The organism is Desulfomicrobium salsuginis (genome assembly GCF_054657795.1).
Map to the genome: position 1 here is coordinate 949688 of NZ_BAAHYA010000002.1, position 22302 is coordinate 971989.

24 protein-coding genes and 1 tRNA gene are annotated in these 22302 nt (G+C 60.2%); 12 read left to right on the forward strand and 13 right to left on the reverse strand.

The genetic code is table 11. From position 1 onward, the window contains the following. Window positions 1-198 precede the first annotated feature (198 nt). The 4 genes from hsdR (at window position 199) to ACYQ3G_RS11440 (ending at window position 5575) form a co-directional block, all read left to right on the forward strand. On the forward strand, window positions 199-2643 hold the full coding sequence (gene hsdR, locus ACYQ3G_RS11425; RefSeq protein WP_459825945.1) for an EcoAI/FtnUII family type I restriction enzme subunit R: 2445 nt from the start codon (window positions 199-201) through the stop codon (window positions 2641-2643). A 79-nt stretch (window positions 2644-2722) separates the two neighbouring features. Then, window positions 2723-3163: a DUF6932 family protein gene (locus tag ACYQ3G_RS11430; protein ID WP_459825946.1), complete on the forward strand. Its 441-nt coding sequence runs from the start codon at window positions 2723-2725 to the stop codon at window positions 3161-3163. 18 nt (window positions 3164-3181) lie between these two features. Next, entirely contained in the window at window positions 3182-4471 is a 1290-nt protein-coding gene (locus ACYQ3G_RS11435) for an XRE family transcriptional regulator (RefSeq protein ID WP_459825947.1), read from the forward strand. Window positions 4472-4486: 15 nt separating this feature from the next. Next, the gene (locus tag ACYQ3G_RS11440) at window positions 4487-5575 is read left to right on the forward strand and encodes a beta family protein (RefSeq protein ID WP_459825948.1); all 1089 of its coding nucleotides are present in this window, start codon (window positions 4487-4489) and stop codon (window positions 5573-5575) included. On the opposite strand, the gene ACYQ3G_RS11445 is transcribed toward ACYQ3G_RS11440, so the two are convergent. From ACYQ3G_RS11445 to ACYQ3G_RS11500, 12 genes are all read right to left on the reverse strand, one after another. Further along, window positions 5499-6098, reverse strand: a complete 600-nt coding sequence (locus tag ACYQ3G_RS11445) for a sce7726 family protein (protein ID WP_459825949.1) — start codon at window positions 6096-6098, stop codon at window positions 5499-5501. The two genes, ACYQ3G_RS11440 and ACYQ3G_RS11445, sit on opposite strands and share 77 nt — an antisense overlap. A 604-nt stretch (window positions 6099-6702) precedes the next feature. Continuing rightward, the gene (locus ACYQ3G_RS11450) at window positions 6703-6894 is read right to left on the reverse strand and encodes a hypothetical protein (RefSeq protein ID WP_459825950.1); all 192 of its coding nucleotides are present in this window, start codon (window positions 6892-6894) and stop codon (window positions 6703-6705) included. Next, on the reverse strand, window positions 6891-7184 hold the full coding sequence (locus ACYQ3G_RS11455; RefSeq protein ID WP_459825951.1) for a hypothetical protein: 294 nt from the start codon (window positions 7182-7184) through the stop codon (window positions 6891-6893). The genes ACYQ3G_RS11450 and ACYQ3G_RS11455 overlap by 4 nt, the downstream gene beginning before the upstream one ends. A 3-nt stretch (window positions 7185-7187) precedes the next feature. Further along, window positions 7188-7640, reverse strand: a complete 453-nt coding sequence (locus tag ACYQ3G_RS11460; protein WP_459825952.1) for a DUF5681 domain-containing protein — start codon at window positions 7638-7640, stop codon at window positions 7188-7190. After that, a complete protein-coding gene (locus ACYQ3G_RS11465; RefSeq protein WP_459825953.1) occupies window positions 7637-7804 on the reverse strand; it encodes a hypothetical protein in 168 nt (55 codons plus the stop codon). The genes ACYQ3G_RS11460 and ACYQ3G_RS11465 overlap by 4 nt, the downstream gene beginning before the upstream one ends. Further along, on the reverse strand, window positions 7801-8310 hold the full coding sequence (locus ACYQ3G_RS11470) for a hypothetical protein (protein WP_459825954.1): 510 nt from the start codon (window positions 8308-8310) through the stop codon (window positions 7801-7803). Before ACYQ3G_RS11470 ends, ACYQ3G_RS11465 begins: the two co-directional genes overlap by 4 nt. Beyond that, window positions 8310-8972 carry a DUF6475 domain-containing protein gene (locus tag ACYQ3G_RS11475; protein ID WP_459825956.1) on the reverse strand — a complete coding sequence of 221 codons (663 nt, stop codon included), beginning with the start codon at window positions 8970-8972 and terminating at the stop codon, window positions 8310-8312. The genes ACYQ3G_RS11470 and ACYQ3G_RS11475 overlap by 1 nt, the downstream gene beginning before the upstream one ends. Further along, window positions 8969-9859, reverse strand: a complete 891-nt coding sequence (locus ACYQ3G_RS11480; RefSeq protein ID WP_459825957.1) for a hypothetical protein — start codon at window positions 9857-9859, stop codon at window positions 8969-8971. Before ACYQ3G_RS11480 ends, ACYQ3G_RS11475 begins: the two co-directional genes overlap by 4 nt. 16 nt (window positions 9860-9875) lie before the next feature. Next, on the reverse strand, window positions 9876-10088 hold the full coding sequence (locus ACYQ3G_RS11485) for a helix-turn-helix transcriptional regulator (RefSeq protein ID WP_459825958.1): 213 nt from the start codon (window positions 10086-10088) through the stop codon (window positions 9876-9878). Between the two features lie 145 nt (window positions 10089-10233). Then, a complete protein-coding gene (locus tag ACYQ3G_RS11490; protein WP_459825959.1) occupies window positions 10234-10968 on the reverse strand; it encodes a hypothetical protein in 735 nt (244 codons plus the stop codon). A 266-nt stretch (window positions 10969-11234) separates the two neighbouring features. Next, window positions 11235-12446 carry a tyrosine-type recombinase/integrase gene (locus tag ACYQ3G_RS11495; RefSeq protein ID WP_459825960.1) on the reverse strand — a complete coding sequence of 404 codons (1212 nt, stop codon included), beginning with the start codon at window positions 12444-12446 and terminating at the stop codon, window positions 11235-11237. Between the two features lie 183 nt (window positions 12447-12629). Beyond that, window positions 12630-12715 (reverse strand) — tRNA-Leu (locus ACYQ3G_RS11500). Window positions 12716-12851: 136 nt separating this feature from the next. On the opposite strand from ACYQ3G_RS11500, the gene ACYQ3G_RS11505 reads away from it, so the two are divergent. Continuing rightward, window positions 12852-13061 carry a hypothetical protein gene (locus ACYQ3G_RS11505; protein WP_459825961.1) on the forward strand — a complete coding sequence of 70 codons (210 nt, stop codon included), beginning with the start codon at window positions 12852-12854 and terminating at the stop codon, window positions 13059-13061. Here ACYQ3G_RS11505 and rsmG read toward each other — a convergent pair. After that, entirely contained in the window at window positions 13029-13676 is a 648-nt protein-coding gene (gene rsmG, locus ACYQ3G_RS11510) for a 16S rRNA (guanine(527)-N(7))-methyltransferase RsmG (protein WP_459825962.1), read from the reverse strand. The genes ACYQ3G_RS11505 and rsmG overlap by 33 nt on opposite strands. Before the next feature lie 125 nt (window positions 13677-13801). Here rsmG and ACYQ3G_RS11515 point away from each other — a divergent pair, with 125 nt between their 5' ends. From ACYQ3G_RS11515 to htpX, 7 genes are all read left to right on the forward strand, one after another. Continuing rightward, window positions 13802-14740 (forward strand): ACP S-malonyltransferase, encoded by a 939-nt coding sequence (locus ACYQ3G_RS11515; protein ID WP_459825963.1) that lies wholly within the window; start codon window positions 13802-13804, stop codon window positions 14738-14740. Further along, window positions 14737-16392 (forward strand): arginine--tRNA ligase, encoded by a 1656-nt coding sequence (gene argS / locus ACYQ3G_RS11520; RefSeq protein ID WP_459825964.1) that lies wholly within the window; start codon window positions 14737-14739, stop codon window positions 16390-16392. Before ACYQ3G_RS11515 ends, argS begins: the two co-directional genes overlap by 4 nt. A gap of 15 nt (window positions 16393-16407) precedes the next feature. After that, a complete protein-coding gene (locus tag ACYQ3G_RS11525; protein WP_459825965.1) occupies window positions 16408-17136 on the forward strand; it encodes an SPOR domain-containing protein in 729 nt (242 codons plus the stop codon). Window positions 17137-17184: 48 nt separating this feature from the next. Continuing rightward, entirely contained in the window at window positions 17185-18060 is an 876-nt protein-coding gene (gene speB / locus ACYQ3G_RS11530; protein WP_459825966.1) for an agmatinase, read from the forward strand. Continuing rightward, the gene (locus ACYQ3G_RS11535; RefSeq protein WP_459825967.1) at window positions 18060-19235 is read left to right on the forward strand and encodes a class I SAM-dependent RNA methyltransferase; all 1176 of its coding nucleotides are present in this window, start codon (window positions 18060-18062) and stop codon (window positions 19233-19235) included. Before speB ends, ACYQ3G_RS11535 begins: the two co-directional genes overlap by 1 nt. 82 nt (window positions 19236-19317) lie before the next feature. After that, window positions 19318-21120 (forward strand): long-chain-fatty-acid--CoA ligase, encoded by a 1803-nt coding sequence (locus ACYQ3G_RS11540; protein WP_459825968.1) that lies wholly within the window; start codon window positions 19318-19320, stop codon window positions 21118-21120. A 208-nt stretch (window positions 21121-21328) separates the two neighbouring features. Next, window positions 21329-22171 carry a zinc metalloprotease HtpX gene (gene htpX, locus ACYQ3G_RS11545; protein WP_459825969.1) on the forward strand — a complete coding sequence of 281 codons (843 nt, stop codon included), beginning with the start codon at window positions 21329-21331 and terminating at the stop codon, window positions 22169-22171. The last annotated feature ends 131 nt before the right edge of the window (window positions 22172-22302 follow it).

The window sequence follows — 22302 nt, forward strand, 5'->3', positions numbered from 1 at the left end:
TTTGATTCGGAGTGTCTCCAAAGGCACCAGATCATGCCCAGGCAAATCAAATCAGCGAGTTAGAGAGGCTGACAGAGATATCATTTCTTGATTTAATTTTTACAAACCAAGCCCAAGGCGATACAGACGCCGAGATTGTGTCTCAAATCCCGCAATAAATGAGACACAAACCAGTTTGTAACGCACAGGTGAGACACAATGAACGAAGCCGAAACCCGCCTCCTCCACATCGACCCGGCCCTCAAGGCCGCCGGCTGGGGCGTGGTCGAAGGCAGTCGCATCCGGCCCGAGTACCCCATCACCATGGGACGCATCCAGGGCGCGGGAAAACGGGCCAAGGCGCTCACTGCCGATTATGTCCTTGAGTACCGTAACACCAAGCTGGCCGTGGTGGAGGCCAAGGCCTGGGACAAGGCGCTGACCGAAGGGCTGGCCCAGGCCAAGGACTACGCCGGCAAGCTGGCCGTGCGCTTCACCTACTCCACCAACGGTCAGGGCATCTATGCCGTAGACATGGAAACGGGCAGCGAGGCCGAAGTTTCCGCCTTCCCCACGCCGGAAGAACTCTGGGGGCGGACCTTCGCCGTGAAGAATCTCTGGAGGGACCGCTTCAAGGCCGTGCCCTTCGAGGATCGGGGTGGATACTTTCAGGGCCGTTATTATCAGGACATCGCCGTGGAGCGGGTCCTATCCGCCATGGCCGACGGCCAGGACCGCATCCTGCTGACGCTGGCCACGGGCACGGGCAAGACCTTCATCGCCTTCCAGATCGCCTGGAAGCTCTTCCACAGCCGCTGGAACCTGCAGGATTGGCGGCAGGATGGCGAGCCGAGCCGCAGGCCGCGCATCCTGTTCCTGGCCGATCGCAACATTCTGGCGGATCAGGCCTACAACGCATTTTCAGCCTTTGCCGAGGACGCTCTGGTGCGCATCGCACCGGACGAGATCAGGAAGAAAGGCAAGGTTCCCAAGAACGGCAATATCTTTTTCACCATTTTCCAGACCTTCATGTGCGGACCGCCAACAGGCGGAGAACCGAGCCCCTATTTCGGGGATTACCCGCCCGACTTCTTCGATTTCATCGTCATCGACGAGTGCCATCGCGGCGGCGCCAGGGACGAAAGCAGATGGCGCGGCATCTTGGAATACTTCGCCCCGGCCGTGCAACTCGGCCTGACGGCCACGCCCAAGCGGGACATCAACGCCGACACCTACGCCTATTTCGGCGACCCGGTCTTCATCTATTCGCTCAAAGACGGCATCAACGACGGTTTCCTCACGCCGTTCCGCGTCAAGCAGATCGCCACCACGCTGGACGAATACGTCTACACGTCCGACGACACGCTGATCGAAGGGGAGATCGAGGACGGAAAGATCTACGGGGAGGCGGATTTCAACCGCATCATCGAAATCAGGGCTCGGGAGAAGAAACGGGTCGAAATTTTCATGTCCCTCATGGACCAGCGCGAAAAGACCCTGGTTTTTTGCGCGAACCAGGACCACGCCCTGGCCGTGCGCGACCTGGTCAATCAGCTCAAGTCCTACGGGGACCCGAACTATTGCCAGCGCGTCACGGCCGATGACGGGGTGCTCGGCGAACAGCACCTGCGGGCCTTCCAGGACAACGAAAAGACCATCCCCACGGTTCTGACCACCTCGCAGAAACTGTCCACCGGCGTGGATGCCCGCAACATCCGCAACATCGTGCTCATGCGGCCCATCAATTCCATGATCGAGTTCAAGCAGATCATCGGACGAGGCACGCGCCTGTACGACGGCAAGGACTATTTCACGATTTACGACTTCGTGGAGGCCCATCACCACTTCAACGATCCCGAATGGGATGGCGAGCCCGTTGAGCCGGAACCCTGCACGATCTGCGGCAAATACCCCTGTGTCTGCGTCAAGGAGCCCCCTGCTCCGTGTCTGACCTGCGGCGAGCAACCATGCGTGTGCCCCAAGCCGCCCTGCCCGGAGTGTGGACAGCAGCCTTGCGTATGTCCCAAGGACCCATGCCCCAAATGCGGACAGCGCCCTTGCAAATGCGTCAAAAGGGCCAGGATCAAGCTGGCCGACGGCAAGGAGCGCACCATCCAGCACATGGTCGCCACGAGTTTCTGGCACCCGGACGGAACGCCCATGTCATCCACGCAGTTCATGGAGGCGCTTTTTGGGAAACTCCCGGAATTCTTCCAAGATGAAGATGAGTTGCGAAGCATCTGGAGCGTTCCGGACACTCGGCGCCGGCTCCTGGACGGTCTGGCGGAAAAAGGCTTTGGCAAGGAACAGCTCGCTGATATGCAAAAGATTATCGATGCCGAAAAATGCGACATCTTCGACGTGCTGGCCCATGTGGCCTACGCCGATGTGCCCCTGACGCGGGAAGAAAGAGCGGCCAGGGCCAGAATCAGCATCCAGCAGCGCTTCAACAGCAAACAGCAGGCTTTTCTGGACTTTGTGCTCGGACACTACGTGAACGTCGGCGTTGAAGAACTGGACCAGACGAAACTGACGCCTCTCTTGCGGCTACGCTACGGCAACTCACTGAAAGATGCCATGGCTGATCTGGGCAAGGCGGAGGAGATCAACAAAATCTTTGTCGGATTCCAGAGGTACTTGTATCAACCTGGAATAACCGCCTAAAAAATAGCTCATCCTAAGTCGTCGTAAATTTTTTAATTCCCTAATTGACCCACCCTTAACACAACATTATTATTGTGTCATGATACCGGAATTAGTTGACGTAAACGGGATTTGGGATGTCCTCCCACCTGGAATCCATGATGCGACTCTCGATGAGATTGAGAATCGATTCGCCACAACCGCAGTTCGCCGAAAGTTATTCGAAGGCTTCAAGCTTGCGGCTCAATCACTTTATAACGCCGGGTGTCGAGCCATCTACCTCGACGGAAGCTTCGTAACAGAGAAAGTGGTGCCAGGTGATTTTGATGTCTGCTGGGACCTTTCAGGCGTGGACACGAAGAAACTCGACCCTGTCTTTTTCGACTTTGACAACAAGCGGAAGAATCAGAAACAGAAATTCGGCGGTGAGTTTTTCCCCTCAAACGTCTCTGCTGACGGGCGGAGAATATTTTTGGATTTCTTTCAATCTGACCGGCACTCGGGAAAGCCGAAGGGCATCATACGGGTCGTGCTAGCTTGAAAAAGGGGAGGAAGCGCAATGATAACGAATGAACGACAGTATAAAATAACAAAAGCGAAACTCAATGAATTCGCAAACGCCATAAAATCCTTTGAGATACACGAAGCCGATCAAAGGCTCGGTTCTTCTATCCTTGCGAAGGCAGAATTTGACGCTTTGCAAAGCATCCATGACGAACTTTCAGACCAAGTAAAGGAATATGAAGCACTCAAATCAGGTGCAGTGACTATATTTAAAGCAAAATCAATCAACGATCTACCTCTTTTACTTATTAGTGCAAGAATTGCAAAAGGATTGTCGCAAAGAGAACTTGCTGAAGCATTAAACTGGAAGGAACAGCAAATACAGCGGTATGAATCAGACCGTTACGCCACAGCAAATCTTAAGCGTCTTGAAGAGGTGGCTTCGATCCTGGCACTGGATATTAGCGGGATAGCTGAATTTCGCACCGATCAAAGCCATGACGAAGAGGCCAACCCAGCGATTCAATGGGATCTGTTCCCGATAAAAGAGATGTATCTGCGACGCTGGTTTGACGATTTCGGCTTTGATGGCTCGTTATCAGCGGCAATTGAGCAGAAGAAAGAATTGGCGATTGCTTATGTGCAGTCAGCTATGCCTAGACGGCAGGCTGCATTTTTGAGGCATAAAGCGCGTTTTGGAACTGAAATGGACGTCTATGCTCTCTGGGCGTGGCAGTGCCGGATAACGCTTCTAATTAAGAACGATGTCCTACCGACGAAATTTTCTCGAACATCCCTCTCCGATGATTGGTTCAAGGCATTGGTAAGGCTGAGCCAATATGATGACGGGCCTTTGCGTGCTCGTGATGCGTTAAAAGAAATTGGTATCCACTTGGTGATAGAGCCTCACTTGCCAAAGACGTACTTGGATGGAGCCGCATTCCTGCTTCTTGACGGACGCCCAGTCATTGGCATGACCATCCGTTACGATCGGCTCGACAATTTCTGGTTCGTTCTATTGCATGAACTTGTTCACGTAAGGGATCATCTTAGAAAAGGAAAATTAGAAAGCATTTTTGATGACTTGGAGTCTGAACCGGATGAACTGGAGCAGACTACAGACCAACTTGCTGGGGACATTTTGATCCCGGATGAAATTTGGGAGACGGCACTGCCTCGCTATCTCTGTACAAAAGAGTCCGTAATCGATTTCGCACGAGAAATTGGATTACACCCATCTATCGTGGCTGGCAGGATCAGGAAGGACGCTGACAACTACGTCATTTTAAGCGACTTGGTTGGACAAAGGATGGTGCGCAAGCAGTTTGCTGAGGTACAGTTCTGACAGTGAGGGGGACTCATGGATTTCAATCATAACCACTACGTTCCGTGCCTACGCTGGAAACAAGGCGAGTACATGGCAATCGCTAAACTGTCGGCGTCTACTCGCGAACGCATAACACCCTTGATTGAGGTTCCAGAAATAGGGTTTGATTTCGAGGAGCAAGCCGAAAAGAAGTCCCTTGACGATCATATCGCTCCGTTCGGAAAGCGGGTGAAGGCTAAATGGGGGCGGCCATGCTTCGTGGACTTGATCCACCTGCCAGCAGGAAAGCTGTTGGCTAATGGAATTCATCCTGTAATCCAGGTGTTCGAAGATCTTCGTAACCTTGGATGTGCAGCTACGCCCGTGACGGGTGTTTCGCGAGACCCTTCGTACCAACGTGCGATCAGCCATGTTGTTTCTGTGGATAATCTAGGGGTATGTATACGGATTTCAGTAGGCGAAGCAGCAAAGTCAACACTGGCAGCGATGCTTGATCGACTCTTGGAGCAATTACGAGTTAAGCAGAATAAGTGTCACCTTGTTCTTGATCTTGGCTCTCCAAAAAATTTTGAACCCATCGATGGATTCACAAAACTGGCCTGCGCCATTCTCTCCCGCTTGCCGTATCAAGATGAGTGGAAAACTATCACAGTCACAGGCTCATCTTTTCCTGAAACCATGGCAGAGGTCAGGCGTAGTCCGGCGCAAATTCCACGATGGGAATGGCTGTTATATAAGGGGATTGTCGCGAAACTAGGAGAAAAAGGCGCTCGTGTGCCAACGTTCGGAGATTACGGAGTCAGCCATACGGATATCGCCCAAGTGGACATGCGTCTAGTAAAGCCATCTGCAACGATCCGCTACACAATCGATGATGCATGGCTCATTTTGAAAGGCGTAAATGTTCGCGATCACGGTTTTGAACAATATCGCAGTCTATGCAACGACTTGATCAACTCGCCCTACTTCAGGGATCCAGAATTTTCAATGGGGGATGAGTATATCTACCATTGCGCCATTGGCAAAGTGAAGACTGGCAATCTTTCTACTTGGCGCAAGGTTGGAACAAATCAACACATGGAGAAGGTAGTTCATGACGTCGCCAACCTGTTCGGGCTTTAAGCTGTGAACACACATACCTGCGAAGATCGACAAGGTTGAGATCAGAAGAAAGACTTTGATACAGCACTTTTCTGGGTGCACGCAAAATTTTCTTTTCAGCGCCCAACATTTCAAGCAACGATACCGCTTCGTCTCTCCATAAAAGTTGAGCAACCGAAAATGGATCAACGGATCGGTTCAAACGAGCTCTTCGCTCAACTTTGAAAGAAAGCTTACCATGTGGTATTGCTGTTGCCAGAATAACTCCCCACCATTCAGGGATTAACGACTTGACAGCGCAAATATGTCTTTCCCCAACTATAACAGAGGCTTTGTCAAAAACTGCGCTATAAGCATCGATCTGTGTCGGCAGCCTGCGTAACGAATCTTGATCACTTTTGATTTCATATCCGACGAGATGACCATTAATAACGGCAATATCAGCCCGGCATTGACCGTGCTTAAGCCCTAACTCATCCACTACAATCGTATCGAAGTCATCATGCTGCCTTCGCAACCTCTTGCAGTGGAACTGATGACGCATCTGTATATCATTCATAAAGATCGTACACTACAGTTAGTGAAGAATAAACTTAGAAAACATGCTAGATATGATCGAGAAGAAAAGACAATCGTTCATGTTTATCCTTTCGCCTCTCAGCCCCCTTCGCTCTTCACGGAACGCCAATATCATGAATTCGTTCCAGAGCGGCTCGACTATAGACTGGCGCTAGCAGTAGCAGCTAACAAAAGTCAATTGACTTTTGTTGGAACTCCCGCAGTTGATTGGTGGCACCAGACAAAGCAAAATTGAGCGTTTAATTCTGCCTTGTCCGGCGCCTTATGATGCCCTGACGAGCTTGTTGAGACGAGCCACGCCGTGTGGCTACTGCTCAAAATATCTCTCAATCAGCGCTTTAACTTTAAGGCTTCGCCTCGATTATCTCGCATACAGCGTTCCATCGTCGTCTACCGCCAAATCACGTCGGGGAACTCGCCGCCGGCATCCTCCGCCTCCATCCGCAGGGCATCATCGACGCGGATCTCCTGGCACGGTCAGATGCACTGGACCGGGCGGTCATTCTCAGGATCGGACGGGTTCCGACTTCCAGAATTGCGCTTGAACATGTTGCCTCCTTCTGGTTGTTTCACGCCCCGCTGCGTGGCCGCGCCTGCTTGTGGATGATCAACACGTACGAGGCAGGCCGAATGATCACCGGCCGTCCCTGGTAACACATCCGGCCATCCGGTATGTCCTCGTCAACGACATACAGCCCAAAGTCCTCGGTCGCGGCATTCTCGGATTCCAGCCGTCCAACCCTGCGCTCCAGATCTTTCACAGTACCACCTCCATCGGTGCGAGCGGCTTGAAGCGCACCGGCCTGGACGCGCCGTCCCCAACCTCATGAGTGCCGCCAGCCCCCAGCCTGAGAAACTTCGTTCCTTGGGAAAATTCCCCATGGAAGGCCCGTTCATCCTGGTGGAATTCGAGATCGGGCACGCTCAATACCCGGCCGCCCTCCATGACCGCGTACATCACATGATCCCGGAAGCCTGCGCGGTCCTCGTGCTGCTCGCCCTCGCCAGCCATGGCCTGTTCGAGCTTTTCAATCCTTGCCTCCAATTTCATCCCTCACCCCTCCTTGCGGCTTTCGAGAGCCGCGACACGTTTTTCCAGTTCCGAAAGTTCCAGGGCCTTGCCGAGTCCGTTCAGCATGGACGTGAGGGCCTGCCCTTCACCGGGGAGCAGGGCGCCCGTGGCCACGGCCTTGACGATCATCTCCAGGGCCTCGGGCAAGTTCTCCACCGTCAGCTTGGGGGGCAGGACCAGGCCTGCGGAAATGGCCTTCTCCCGGGCCGGCGGACAGAGGCGTTCCAGGCAGAGGCGCAGGGCGGTTGTGTCACCCTCCAGGGCCAGGGACACGGCTTTACGGGTCAATCCTTCGGCCTCGCCGTCAAGCAGTTCTTGAACGGCGCGTGTCGCCTTGTTCTGCGTCCCTCGTGGCTTACCCCTCGCATTCCCGGAGCGTCCTTTGACGAATCTCCCGGCCTGATCCCGGCCTGAATTTTCAGGTTTGCGCTTCATCCCCGAACTTCCTCCTTGCTTTGCGCTCGCAATTCCTTGACCTCGGCCTGCAGCTTCACGATTTCGGCCCACAATTGCCGCGTCCGGGCGTCAAGCTGAGAGTCCAGTCCCTGCACCTCGTCTTCGAGCGCCTGGACGCGCTCGGGCAGTGTCGGCACGGTCATTGAAGCCCCTCAATGCCTTGAAGAGCCAGCGTGTAGAGCGGCGTCAAATTCATCACGACTCCCACTGGCCAGCCTTGCGGGCACTGCAACCCGTCCCCGCCGCAAACCTCGAAGCCGTCCTCGTCGTGACAAAATTCGATCCTGGTCAGCACATCCCGGGCCTGTTCCGGCGTCACAACCAAAAAACCGCCCTCGTACGGCTCAAGCACGTCCCAGCAGACGTGAAGCTCCTGAACCGCGGTTCTGAGGCGCTGCAACCTTTTCTGGCTGAACGGTGGTTCGGCCATGACAACGTGCGTTCGCGCTGCGTTGCCCAGCGGCCACCCCTCGGCGCGCAATATCGCCCGTAAACGTTCAATCGCGGCCCACGTCAGAACAGCGATTTCGTCAGCGCTGTCCGGGCCCTGGCACCAGGCCCACAGGTCATGGTCCCCGGCCTCAAAGGGGCGGATTTCTCGCGCTTCAATTCCGGTAATGTTGGCGATTGTGCCTTGGAGAGATTTCATCAGAATCCTCCTTCGGACTTCCGCCCAAGAATTTCGCCGATGCTCCGCAGGCCCGGTTCGACTCGCGTTATGGCAGGTAGACGCTTGGGTTCTGATTTCGCAACTTCGAGCATTCGGCCAACAGTTTCAGGATTTCCAATGATGGCGGGTCGGCCTCGATGCTCGTAGCCCCGGAAGTTGTTTTCAATTTCTGCACGGCCAGGGAGCGCCGAATTTTGTTTAATCCCGGCTCGGGCGAAGCTGGCGTAGGCTTTTGCAAAGTCCTTAATGAACCACTTTTCTCCGTCTTCGCGCATCTCTGCGAACCGATGCCACCCCCCGAAATGCTGGGCGATGACCGCTTGCGTCACGGGATCGTCGAAATGAACAGACTCATACGTCCCTACCTCTTTGATGGCGGTCAAAACCCTCGTTGCCTCCAAGTGCGCCCGGTCCTCCAGGGCCACCTGGCCTCCAATGATGCAATCGACGAGTTCAACCGGCTTCGGAAAAAACTTGAGGGTCGCGCAGGCGGTGGAAATACCCCGCTCAACCTCTTCGATGGAAAACCGTTCCAGGACGCGGAAATATATTTCCGTGACCTGTGGAGTGACGGTTCGCTCGAAAACTGCGGCTGCGGCCATGAGCGCCGCCGCAAACCGGCTTTTGTCTCGCTCGCTCATTGGTGACCTCCCGACGAAAGCCACTCGTTCATGGCCGCGATGTTTCGTTGCTGGAGCAGTTCGGCCTTATTGGGCGCTGTCCGCTTGATGCGCGTTGGCCCCATCTCGTCCGTCCAACCTTGATGATTAAGCCAAGTTGCTGCGTCTCTTGGATAGTCGCCGTAAGTTGGGGCCAAGGCCTTAATTGCTGCAATGAGGGCATCAGGCGCGACCGTGCCGCTTGAAGTGACCTTCCAGAACGTCTTCCAGGCGTCTGCCTTCCGGGCCTTCACGCCGTTCCTCGCAGGATAGATCTTCCAAAATTCCTCAAACTCCGGCGAATAGGCGGAAGGACATTTTTTCGAGGCGGAAGCCGAAGATGTCTGATGCTTCCCTTGAGCAGGATCTGGAGCAGGAACAGGAGCAGGATCTGGAGCAGGAGAAGGAGTACTGCGGTTCGTTAACGAACGTTCTACGGCCGTACTACGCTTGAAGGAATGGTACTCGTCGGGGGTTAGGCCGGTGCGACCTTCGGCCTTGAGCTTGGCGGCGGCCTCGGGGTTCTCGCGGTGAAGTCGTGATAGCCTGGCTGCGGCGCTTCGGTCCTCGGACTCGGCAACCCACGGATTGTGTGATTGCCAGTCGTGCAGGGCATAGCCGTCCGGTCCCTCATCAAGGAATCTGACTTCCACAAGAACTGTCACGAAGGGCGCTTCCTCGTTCCACCCGGCCGCAAGTTCGATGTCCTCAGCCGTCATACCTGCAAGGTCGCCCTTGGCGCGAAATTCGGCCGCGTACTCCCATAACCGAAGCAGGGCCACCACGCCTTCGAGTCCGAGGCGTCGTTCCAGTTTCCGCGTCTTGTGGTGGCGGAAGAAGCCAACTCTGATTCGGAAATCTTGGTTCATAGCCTGCGCCCTCTGCTCATTCCGCCCCCTTCACCCCGGCTTCGATCTCCAGTCGGACGATGAGGTCGTCGATATCCTGCTCCCGCCATGCAGTTGTCCTCGGGCCGAGTTTGATCGGGCGCGGATAGCGGCCCTGGGATACACCCAGCCACCAGGCGGAACGGGAAATTGGAATGCGTTCTAGAACTTGGCGGACACGCAGAAGAGTAGTTTTGGGCTGAGCTTCCATTTTTTACCCCGCAAAAAAATCCACCTAGGGCGGGATTGCACTAGGTGGACAACTATTTGGCATCGGCTTCGAGGAATGAAAAAAGGGATAATTCAGATATTTTTTTTCCGAATTATCCCCTTTCAGGCGTGACGAGGCGAGGCGGTTACTCCTTGCGGCCCTCCTGCTGCATTGATTCCTGCTCCTTGTCGATGGCATGAACTACGGGGTTCACGCAATCTTCCCACAAAATACCGAGAGACTGAGAGCGCCATTCGCAGGCCAGGCGAAAGAATGCTCCCCCTTGACAGCCCTGAGCCTCACTCCAGTAGCAGAGTTTTCCGTCACCGCCGCCGGCCTCCTGGAATATGGCCCGAAGCACCTTGACGTAGTGAACCAGGTCCAAGTCCTGCATGGGTCCAGGCTTGCCATTGGGCATCCGCTCCACAAACGCCTTAGCCCCTCGGGAATAGGTTTCGAGAAATACGGCCAGATTGCGGGGTCGGAAGAACTGCGTCTCTGGATTCGGCGGGCTGGGCAGGCACAAGCCTTTCTGCCTCGGCTCAACGGTGGGCTTCTCAAGCCCGATGGCCTCCCAAAGCTGGTCAACCGCGTCGGCCTCGCGGGGGTGCGTGCCGGGATCGACGTTGAGCAGTTCGGCCAGTTCCCCGGCCTTCGTCGCAATTTTTTTGAGATGCAGCTTCAGGGCCTTGTCGGAGCACAAGAGCCCGCCGCCGTCCCGTGAACTCGCGGCCTTGCTCCATGCCCGGTAGGCCTCTGCCGCCGAAGTCAAGCGGTCGCGTTGATCCTTGTTGAAGCTGAGCTTGCAAGCGGATTCCAGGGCCTCGAAGTTCAACACGACGGGCTCATGGTCCGCCACCATGAACGAAGGAATCTTCATCTCAGCCTCCTTACCCCTGCTGAAGGAGCCAGGGCAGGCGCAAGCGGGGGCGTGGTGCGCTTTTCGGCGGGGTTCACGAGGCCCCGCCTAGGCCCTGGAAAAAGAGTCATCTGCTCAGATAGTTCTGAAAGCGCGGCGTGATGTCTATGACTTGCGCCCTGCGCTCATGGGTCAACTGTCGCGCTGTCTTCTCTTCGGGCTTCCGATAGCGACCGGCTTCCCAGATAGCATTCCAAGCCCTGGCTACTATGGCCAAGGTCGGAAATTTATTTTTCTCCCGCTGTGTGTTGCAGGGGAATGATTTTCGCGCCTTCACGGAGCTGGTCCAGATAATCCGCCCAGGCCTGCATCATGCGCCTGCGCTCCCCCAGATAGTCTGCGTGGTTGTAAGCCGCCCTAACGGAATTGCTCTCCTTGTGCGCAAGCTGGCGCTCAATGGCGTCGTGGTGCCAGCCCATTTCATTCAGGGCCGTGGAGGCCATGCCCCTGAAGCCGTGGGCCGTGATTTCGTCGCGGGAAAAGCCCATGGTGCGCAGAGCGGCATTGATCGTGTTTTCGGACATGGGCCGGGAGTCGCTGCGCCGGCCGGGGAAGACATAGGCTCCGCTTCCGGTCAACGGCCGCAGTTCTTCCAGCACCTCGACCGCCTGCCGTGACAGGGGCACAATGTGCTGCGTCTTGGTCTTGGTGACGAAGTAGCGCCACTCTGCGGTCGTAGTGTCGATGTCGGCCCACTTGGCATGGCGGAGTTCCCCGGGCCTGACGAAGACCAGAGGGGTAAGGCGCAGGGCGCACCGAACAACGTGCGATCCCTGATAATCGTATATCGCCCTCATGAGGGCGGCGATTCCCCGGTGGTCCTTAGGGCATGGGTTGTGTCTGTGCGATACGGGCGTGAGGGCGCCCCGGAGGTCGGCGGAACTGTCCCGGTCAACTCGGCCTGTGGCCACGCCGTAGCGCAGGACTTGGCCGACAGCCTGGTGCATCCGGTGGGCAAGGTCCGTTGCGCCCCGGTTCTCCATGATGCGCAGGACTTCGAGAATTTTCTTGGGCGGGATGTCGTTGGCGGGCAGGGATCCGATGAAGGGGAATATCTCTCGGCGCAGTCGGTAGAGAATCCGGGTTGCGTGGCCCTCGCTCCACTTGGCCTTGGTCCGTGCGTGCCATTCCAGGGCCAGGGCCTCAAAGGTCAGGACTGCCGTACGGGCGGCCTTCTCTTCCTTGCGCTTAGCGCTCGGATTGACGCCGTGGGCAAGCTGCTCCTGGCACTCCTTGCACCTGTCGCGTGCGGCGGCAAGGGTGACGGCCGGATATACGCCGAGGGAGAGAAGAATTTCCTTCCCGTTATACGTGCCACGGAATCTCCAGCACTTCTTGCCGGTCGTGCGCACTTCCAGGGAGAGCCCGCCGAAATCGTTGATTCGGTAGGCTTTTTCTCGGGGCTTAGCGTTCCTGATTGCAGTGTCGGTCAAAGGCATCGCGTATAACCTCCGTGCAAAATCAGCCGTCAGCTTGAAGTTACCCAAGGGATTATACGGAAAAAAAGTGGATGTCTATGGACGAAAAACAACAAAAAAGACAGGAAAGGACTATCAGCCCTTCCCTATCTTCTTGTTTTTATTGAGGCTCCGGATGTTATCGGAGCACTCTGGATTATTCTTTGGTACCGGAGGCGAGACTCGAACTCGCAAGAGGTTGCCCTCGGTGGATTTTGAGTCCACTGCGTCTACCATTCCACCACTCCGGCGTGAGGTGACTCAATTAGTGAAGGGGCTTGGCAAAGTCAATCGGATTCTTGGGGAAGTCCGGGCCGTCGGGCTTTGACCGCGGCGGGGTGTTGTGGCAGACAGGGCCGGTCACTACACGTCTGATCCGAGGATGACATGCTGAGCGAAAAATTCCTGAACGAATTCGAAGAATACCTGACCTCCGGCCGACTGGAGGAGGATTACGGCTACTCCGGCGAAGAGCGCAAGATCGAGATCCTCGAATACCTCGAACGCTTCATGGACCTGGCCGAGGAGGTCGACAAGGTGGCCACGAAACTCCTCATGCCGCACCTATCGGAAGTCTTCCCCGACAAGACGAAATAGCCGGAACCAGCGCGTCTTTCCCGCCACGGAATAATCCTTCTCAACGTCCAGGGCGAAGCCCTCGACGGTTTCGCCCGTGGCCTCGTTGCTCATGACCAGCACCCGGCCGCCGGGGGCGAGGTAGGCGCTGACCTCGGCCAACAGCTTTTTCCACGGCATGAAGGCGCGACTGACGATGAGCCCGGCCTGGCGGCGGGCCTGCGGCAGGGCCTCCATGCGGGCGCAGAGGACGCGGGTGCGCGACAGGCGCATGTGCGCCGCGGCCTGCTCCATGAACAGGGCGCGCTTCTGCCTCGGCTCCACCAGCCAGTAGTCCCCTGCCGTCCAGAAGACGCGCAGCGGGATGCCCGGCAGGCCCGCCCCGGCGCCGAGGTCCAGGGTTTCGGCCGGCTGGGGCTCGATGGTCCGCAGCAGGTCGGCCAGGTGCCAGGAGTCCTGGATCAGCGTTTCCAAGATTTCCTGCCAGGTCGCCGGGCCGACGAGATTCATGCGGCTGTTCCATTTGACCAGCAGGCCGAGGTACACGGCCAAGAGGCCCGCCTGGTCGTCCGTCAGAGCGCGGCCGAGCCGTGCGGCGGAGGCGGCCACCCGGGCCGCGTCGAGAGTTTCGTTCATGATCTGTCCTGGCCGTTTCGGCTCTTTGCTCCCCCGCGGCCGCGGCTCGGCCGGGCGGGGATTTCCCCCTTTACCTGCGGGGGTGCTGCGGATACAAGCAGCACAGTTTTTTGACTGGAGGAACAATGAGTATGGTAAGCATCGTTTTTCCCGGCCAGGGCTCCCAGGAACCCGGCATGGGCCGGGATCTGGCCGAGCACTCCGCCGAGGCCATGGAACTGTGGAAAAAGGCGGAACGCCAAAGCGGCCTTCCCCTGCGCGAAATATACTGGGACGGCGACGAAAGCGCCATGGCGGCGACGCGGAATCTGCAACCCGCTCTGACCGTTGTCAACCTCAACCTCTGGCGGTTCCTGGCCGCAAAGCTCAATCCCGCGGCAGCCGCCGGGCACAGCCTGGGCGAATTCTCCGCCCTCTGCGCCGCCCAGGTCCTGCCCGAGGACCAGCTCCTCGAACTGGTCTGCCTGCGCGGCAGGCTCATGGACGAGGCCGCCAACCAGGACGGCGCCATGACCGCCATCCTCAAGCTGGAACAGGGCCAGGTGGAGTCCCTGGTGGCGGCAGCCGCCACGGCCACGGGCCAGGAGATCCGCATCGCCAACTACAACACACCGGGCCAGTTCGTGGTCAGCGGGCACGCCCAGGCCGTGGACCACGTCTGCGCCGGGACCAAGCCCCTCAAGGGCCGCGCCATGACCCTGCCGGTCAGCAACGCCTTCCACTCGCCCTACATGAGCGAGCCCGGCGCCGAACTGTCCAGATACATGGACAAGCTGGACTGGCGGGACCCGAAGATTCCCGTCTACCTGAACGTCACGGCCAGGCCCGAGCCCTCCGGCGCGGCCCTGAAGGAGGTCATGAAAAAGCAGATGACCTCGTCCGTGCTCTGGACCCAGGCCATCGAGAACCAATACGCCGACGGCATGCGTACCTTTGTCGAACTGGGCCCCAAGGGCGCCCTCTCGCGCATGATTTCGCAGATCCTGAAGGACCGGGACGGGGTCAAGACCCTGGCCGTGAGCAACCTTGAACAGTCGGCAGCCGCCCTGGAGACCCTGGCATGAAAGCCAAGAACTACATTTTCGAAAAACTGACGGCCCTCATGGCCTCCAAGGGCTTTGAGCTGCCCGCCAAGACGACCATCGAGGCCCCAAAGAGCGAACAGCACGGCGACATGGCCACCAACATCGCCATGGTCATGCCCAAGGAGAAGGGCCAGAACCCACGCGCCCTGGCCGAAGGCATCAAGGCCGAACTGCTGGCCGCCTGCCCCGAGATCGAGGGCATCGACATCGCCGGCCCCGGCTTCATCAACTTCACCTTCAAGCCCGCCTTCTGGCAGGACGTGGCCCTGACCGCCCTGGAGAAGGACGGAGAGTTCGGCCGCGTGGACGTGGGCAAGGGCCGCCGCGTGCAGGTCGAGTACGTTTCGGCCAACCCCACGGGCCCCCTGCACATCGGGCACGGCCGCGGCGCCGCCGTGGGCGACAGCCTGACGCGCATCCTGCGCTTCACGGGTCACGAGGTCGAGACCGAGTACTACCTGAACGACGCCGGCCGCCAGATGCGCCTTCTGGGCCTGGCCGTGTGGGTCCGCTACCAGCAGGCCTGCGGCATCGAGATTCCGTTCCCCGAAGACTGCTACCGCGGCGAATACATCAAGGACATCTCCAATGCCCTGCTGGCCGAGAAGGACCGGGCCCTGCTGGACCTGCCCGAGGAGGAGGCCCTGGACCTGTGCTACGAGCGCGGCATGAAGGATATCCTCGACGGCATCAAGAAGGACCTCGTCGACTTCCGCGTCGAGCATCAGCACTGGTTTTCGGAGAAGAGCCTGGTCGACGGCGGACAGGTCGAGGCGACCCTGAACCGCCTGCTGGCCGAGGGCCGGGCCTACGAACAGGACGGCGCCCTGTGGTTCCGCACCACGGAGTTTGGCGACGACAAGGACCGCGTGCTGCGCAAGTCCGACGGCCTGTTGACCTATTTCGCCTCGGACATCGCTTACCACGACAACAAGATCGGCCGCGGCTTCGACCTCATGGTCGACGTCTGGGGCGCCGACCACCACGGCTACGTGCCGCGCATGAAGGCGGCCATCGAGGCCATGGGCAAGGACCGCGAGGCCCTGCAGGTCATCCTCATCCAGCTCGTCAACCTGATCCAGGGCGGCGAGCAGATCGCCATGTCCACCCGCGCCGGCAAGTTCGAGACCCTTGCCGACGTCTGCGCCGAGGTGGGCGTTGACGCGGCGCGCTTCATCTTCCTGTCGCGCAAGAGCGACTCGCACCTGGACTTCGACCTGGACATGGTCAAGCAGCAATCCATGGACAACCCGGTCTACTACGTGCAGTACGCCCACGCCCGCATCAGCTCCCTGCTGCGCAAGGCCGCCGAGCAGGGCGTGGAGCTGCCCGAGCCGTCGCGCGAGCTCATGGCCCTCCTGACCACGCCCGAGGACAAGGCCCTGTTCAAGGCCCTGGACGCCTTCGAGGACACCATGGAGCTGGCCGCCCGCACCCTCTCGCCCCACCACGTCAGCCATTACCTGATGGAGCTTGCCGGGCTGCTGCACCGGTACTATACCGTGCACCACATCCTCTCCGGCGAGGATCAGGACCTGCTGCGGGCCCGCATCCTCCTCTTCCGCGCCGTGGCCGGGGTGATCGCGAGCGGCCTCGACCTGTTGGGGGTGCATGCCCCGGAACGCATGTAGCCAATCCGGAGTCCCATGATCACACGCAAATCGAGCACAGCGAAAAAGGGAAAGGACTCCAAGGGGTTCACCTTCCAGCTCGGCCTGACGGGCTTCATGTCCCTGGCCGTGCTGGTCGTCATCGGCATGGCCTGGTCCTTCATCCTGGGGGTCATCGTCGGCCGCGGGCACCAGCCCGAGAAGATGGCCATGGACATGGCCCGCCAGGTGCTCCCCGAAGACTTCCCGCTGCTCACGGAAAAGAACGAGGAAGTGCTCAAGGGTGAGGAACTGGAGTTCTTCGAAAAGCTGAAGCAGGGTCCGAGCTCCGTGCCGCCGGCCCCGCCCGCGCCGCCCAAGGCGGCAGCCGCGCCTGCGCCCAAGCCCCAGAACGCGACGACGGTCGCGACGGCGGCTGCGGCCGCCAAGCCGCAGTCGGCCATCGACGCGGCCCTGCAGTCGGCGGCCCAGGTGGCCGGCCAGGCTGCGCCGCAGGCGGCGACGGAAAACACCAAGGGCGAGGTCTTTGTCTTCAACTACCAGGTCGCGGCCCTGGCCAGCATGGAGCAGGCCCAGACCTTCCTGAAGAAGCGCGACCTCTCGGGGTTCAAGACCACCGTGGTGCAGGCCGAGCACGAGGGCAAGACGTGGTTCCGCGTCTACGTGCACCATCAGGGCACGGTCGAATCGGCCGTGGGCCTCAAGGAGCAGCTCAAGGCCAAGGGCATCGACAACATCCTGCTGCGCTCGCGCACACCGCTGTAAATCACTTCGGGCGGGCCTCGGTCCGCCCGTCTTTCGACGGAGATCCCCATGTACGATGAATTTTTCGATCTCGGCCCCGCTCAGGGCCGGAACATTTTCGTGCTGCCCGTCCCCTACGAGGGCACGGTCAGCTACGGCACGGGCACGCGCCTGGGGCCCGAGGCCCTGTTTCGGGCCAGCGTGCAGATCGAGTCCTACGACGCCGAGCTGGACCTGGACCTGACGGACCTGGCCCACTTCACCCCCCTGGCCCCCGTGGACCCGCCCAAGGGCGGCCCCGAGGCCCTGCATGGGGTCATGCGCCGCCGGCTGGAGGATTTCGACGCCGCCCGCGACTTCATCCTGACCCTCGGCGGGGAGCACTCGATCCCCCTGCCCCTGTTCGAATTCTACAAGGCCGCCCACCCGGACCTGGTCATCCTGCACGTCGATGCCCACGCCGACCTGCGCGAGAGCTACGGCGACACGCCCTACTCCCACGCCTGCATCATGGCCCGCGCCCGGCAGCTGTCCATCCCCCTGGTCCAGATCGGCATCCGCTCCCTGTGCCGCGAGCAGCGCGACTTCATGCGCGCCCAGCCCAAGTCGGAATTCATGACCATGTTCGCCTGGGACCTGCCCTCCCCCTGCGAGGCGGCCGAACGCGTGCGCGCATTCGTCGGCGATCGGCCCATCTACCTGTCCTTCGACGTGGACGGCATGGACCCGAGCGTCATCCCCGGCACGGGCACGCCCGAGCCCGGCGGCATCGCCTACGCCTGGATGAGCCGCTTCTGGAAGGAACTCTGGCTCGACGGCATGGGCCCGCGCCTGGTCGGCATGGACATGGTCGAGCTCTCGCCCGTTCACGGTTCTCAGGTTTCGGAAACGGCAGCGGTCAAACTCATCCAGCGCATCCTCGTCAGCTGGCTCGGGCAGGGCTGATGGCGCCCGCAAACGGCCACGATCTCACGGCCCTGCGGGTCGAGAAGCTGCTGTGGCGCGGCCGCGGCCTGGCGCGCCTGGAGTCGGGGCAGGTGGTCATGCTCGAACCGGGCGTGCTGCCCGGTGAGATCGTCGATGCGCGGGTGATCAAGGCCTCCAAGGATTTTCTGCAGGCCGAGGCCGTGCGCGTCACGGAGCCGTCTCTCCTGCGCGGCGTCCACCCCTGCCCCCACGCCGCCCTGTGCGGCGGCTCGCGCTTCGGCATGGTCAGCCCGGAAACGGGTCTCGCCCTCAAGACCGACATCCTGCGCGACGCCCTGTCCCGCGCCCTGGGACGCAGCCACGGCGCGGAGCTGCCGGAGATCGGCGTGGTCCCGAGCCCACACGGCTGGCGCTACCGCTGGCGCGGCCAGATCCACGTCCGCGGCGGCCGGCCCCACGCCATGGCCCACGCCAGCAACGACCTCGTGCCCCTGACGGACTGCCATCTTCTGGCCGCACCCCTGGCCGCGTCCATGCCCGCCCTGGCCGCGGGCCTGCCCGACGGCCGCTTCACCATCGCGGCCAGCCCCGACACGGGCCAGGCCGCCACGGAGCGCGACACGATCCTGTTGCCATTCTCCTTCCCGGACTTCGGGCTGACCCTGGAACTGCCGCCCTCCACCTTCTTCCAGGCCAACTGGGAGCTGAACCGGCTGCTGGTGCGCGCCGCCGTGGACGCTCTCGAAGGCTTCGACCGCGTCGCCGACCTCTTCTCCGGCGCCGGCAATTTCGCCCTGCCCCTTGCCAGCCGCGGGCGGAAAGTCCTGGCTGTGGAAGGCTCGGCCGAAGCCGTGGACACAGGAACGCGCAACGCCGCAAGGCTGGGCCTGGCCTCGGTCCGTTTCCGCGCCGCCAACCTCTCCAAGCCGGCCCCATGGAAGACCGTGCGCGACTTCGCCCCCCGGGCCGCCATCCTCGACCCGCCGCGCACGGGCGCCAAGGGCGTGGGCCAGACCCTCGCGGGCATCGGGAGCCTGAAGCGGCTGGTCTGGGTGTCCTGCGACGTGGTCAACACCATCCGCGACGCGAGGCCCCTCTTGGACGCCGGCTGGCGCCTGTCGTCCCTGCGCCTCTTCGACATGTTCCCCGGCACCTGGCATATGGAGGTGCTCATGGTCCTGGACCGCCCCTGAAGCCGCGGCCGCCGCGGAGACTTGCGCGGAAGGGCGCGGGACTGTAGAAGTTTTTTCTCACATCACTTTCCACGGAGGGTCCATGATCGCAGAGGGCATCAACAGAATCTGGCTCAAGCATTACGATCAGGAAGTCAGTCCGAACCTGGACTACGAAATCATCCCCCTCTATGAGGTCCTGGAGCGCGCCGCCGCCAACTATCCCGAACGGCCGGCCATCGTCTTCAACAACTGGACCGTCACGTTCAAAAAGCTCAAGCGCCTGGTGGACCTGTGCAGCGCCAACCTGAAGAAGGCCGGCATCCAGCCCGGCGAGCGGGTGGCCATCATGCTGCCCAACTGCCCCCAGACGGTCATCACCTACTGGGCCTGCCTCAAGCTCGGGGCCGTGGTCGTCATGACCAACCCCCTGTACATGGAGAAGGAGCTGGTCCACCACTTCAACGACTCCGAAGCCAGGACCCTCATCACCCTGAACCTGCTCTGGAAGCGCATAAGCGGCCTGCGCGACAAGCTGCACATGAAGCGCATCTTCGTCACCTCCATCGCCGACTGCCTGGGCTTCCCCCTGAATTTCCTGTATACGATGAAATCCAGGCGCGAGTACAAGCTCGAACCGATCCCCTATGACGGCCACACCGTCCTGCCCTGGAAGGGGCTCCTGAAACGCACGGCCGTCCAGGACCCGCACCCCGTCGACCCCGTGAAGGACCTGGCTGCCCTGCAGTACACCGGCGGCACCACCGGCGTGTCCAAGGGCGTCATGCTGACCCACGCCAACCTGATCTACAACGCCCAGCAGGCCAAGGCCGTGCTGCACACCATCAAGGAGACGGGCGAGACGATCCTTGGACTGCTGCCCTTTTTCCACATCTACGGGCTGACCGTGTGCGTCAATTTCGGCACCCTCATCGGCGCGACCCTCGTGCCCATGGCCAAGTTCGTGCCCCTGGACGTCCTGAAGACCATCCACAAGAAACGGCCGACCATCTTCCCCTGCGCGCCGTCCATCTTCATCGCCCTGCTGCAGCAGAAGAACCTGGAGAAGTACGACCTGGCCTCGGTGCGCTACTGCATCTCCGGCTCGGCGCCCATGCCCGTGCCCATCATGGAGAAGTTCAACAGCCTGACCAACGGCGCCAACATCGTCGAAGGCTTCGGACTGACCGAGGCCTCGCCCATTACGCACCTGAACCCCCTGCGCGGCAACAGCAAGAACGGCTCCATCGGCCTGCCCTTCCCGGACACGGACGCGGCCATCGTCGACATGGAAGTCGGCTCGCTGCCCCTGCCCGTGGGCAAGATCGGCGAGCTGGTCATCCGCGGGCCCCAGGTCATGCAGGGCTACTGGAAGCGGCCCGACGAGACGGCCTCGGTGCTCCGCAACGGCTGGCTCTACACCGGCGACATCGCCTACATGGACGAGGACGGCTATTTCTTCATCGTCGATCGCAAGAAGGACCTGATCATCACCGGCGGCTACAACGTCTACCCGCGCGAGATCGACGAGGTCCTGCACGAGCACCCGGCCATCAAGGAGGCCGTCAGCGTCGGCATCACGCACCCCACACGCGGCGAGATCATCAAAGCCTACATCGTCCTACGCGAGGGACACAGCCTGACCAAGACCGACGTCCTGGCCTTCTGCCGCGAAAAACTGGCCAACTACAAGGTGCCTAAGCAGGTCGAGTTCCGCGACGACCTGCCCAAGAGCATCGTCGGCAAGGTCCTGCGCCGGGTCATCCGCGAGGAGGAGGAGCGCAAGGGGCACGACGCCTGCGAGTGCGAGCCCGACCTGGAGGTGAACGGCGACGGGAACGGGGAGGCTTCGAAGAAGGACAAGCGGGCCAAAAAGAAGAAGAAGGGCGACAAGCCGTCCTCTTGACACCCCCGAGAGCGGACCTTATTTTCTTCGCGCAAAGGGGAGTAGCTATCGGTCCCGGGATGTCCCGCACCGACCCGCGATTCGTCAGTACGGCGCACAGGCCCGGACGCGGGAACCCGACAAACGTCGAGATCAGCAAGACCTTTATCCCAGCATCGCCGCGGATAAAGGTCTTTTTCATTATCCGCGGCTCAACCGGAGGAATTCCATGAACCAGATAAAGACCACGCTGCTGCTGACCATGCTCACCGTCCTGCTGGTCGCCATGGGCGGCGCCATCGGCGGCAAGTCCGGCATGATCATCGCCTTTCTCATCGCCGGCGGCATGAACTTCTTCGCCTACTGGAACTCGGACAAGATCGTGCTGCGCATGTACAACGCCCGCGAGGTGACCCGCGCCGAAAGCCCGGACTTCTACGGCATCGTCGAGAACCTGGCGCGCAAGGCGGACTTGCCCATGCCCAAGGTCTACGTCATCCCCTCGGACACCCCCAACGCCTTCGCCACGGGCCGCAACCCGCAGAACGCCGCAGTGGCCGCGACCACGGGCATCATGCGCATCCTCTCGCGCGACGAACTCGAAGGCGTCATGGCCCACGAACTGACCCACGTCATGAACCGCGACACCCTGATTTCGACCATCGCCGCGACCATCGCCGGCGCCATCTCCATGCTCGGCAACATGCTGCAGTGGGCGGCCATCTTCGGCATGGGCCGCAGCGACGACGAGGAGGGCGGGGGCGGCATCTTCGGCGCCCTGGCCATGGCCATCATCGCGCCCATCGCGGCCATGCTCATCCAGATGGCCGTGTCCCGCTCGCGCGAGTTCATGGCCGACGAGGGCGGGGCGAGGCTCAGCGGCAAGCCCAGAGCCCTGGCCAGCGCCCTGACGAAGCTGCAGCAGGCCGCGACCATGGTGCCCATGCAGGAGGCCACCCCGGCCACATCCCACATGTTCATCGTCAACCCCCTGACCGCGTCCAGGCTGGCCAGCCTCTTCTCGACCCACCCGTCCACCGAGGACCGCGTGGCCAGGCTGATGGCCATGTAGCCGCGACGGATTTTCGCCCCTCCTGCGTCACGCCGGAGGGGCTTTTTCGGTGGACCGGTGAGCCGTCTCCCGTGGACACGGGGAAGCCTCCCCCGCCGATACGCCTCCAGAATCGCCTTTCCTCGCTTGCC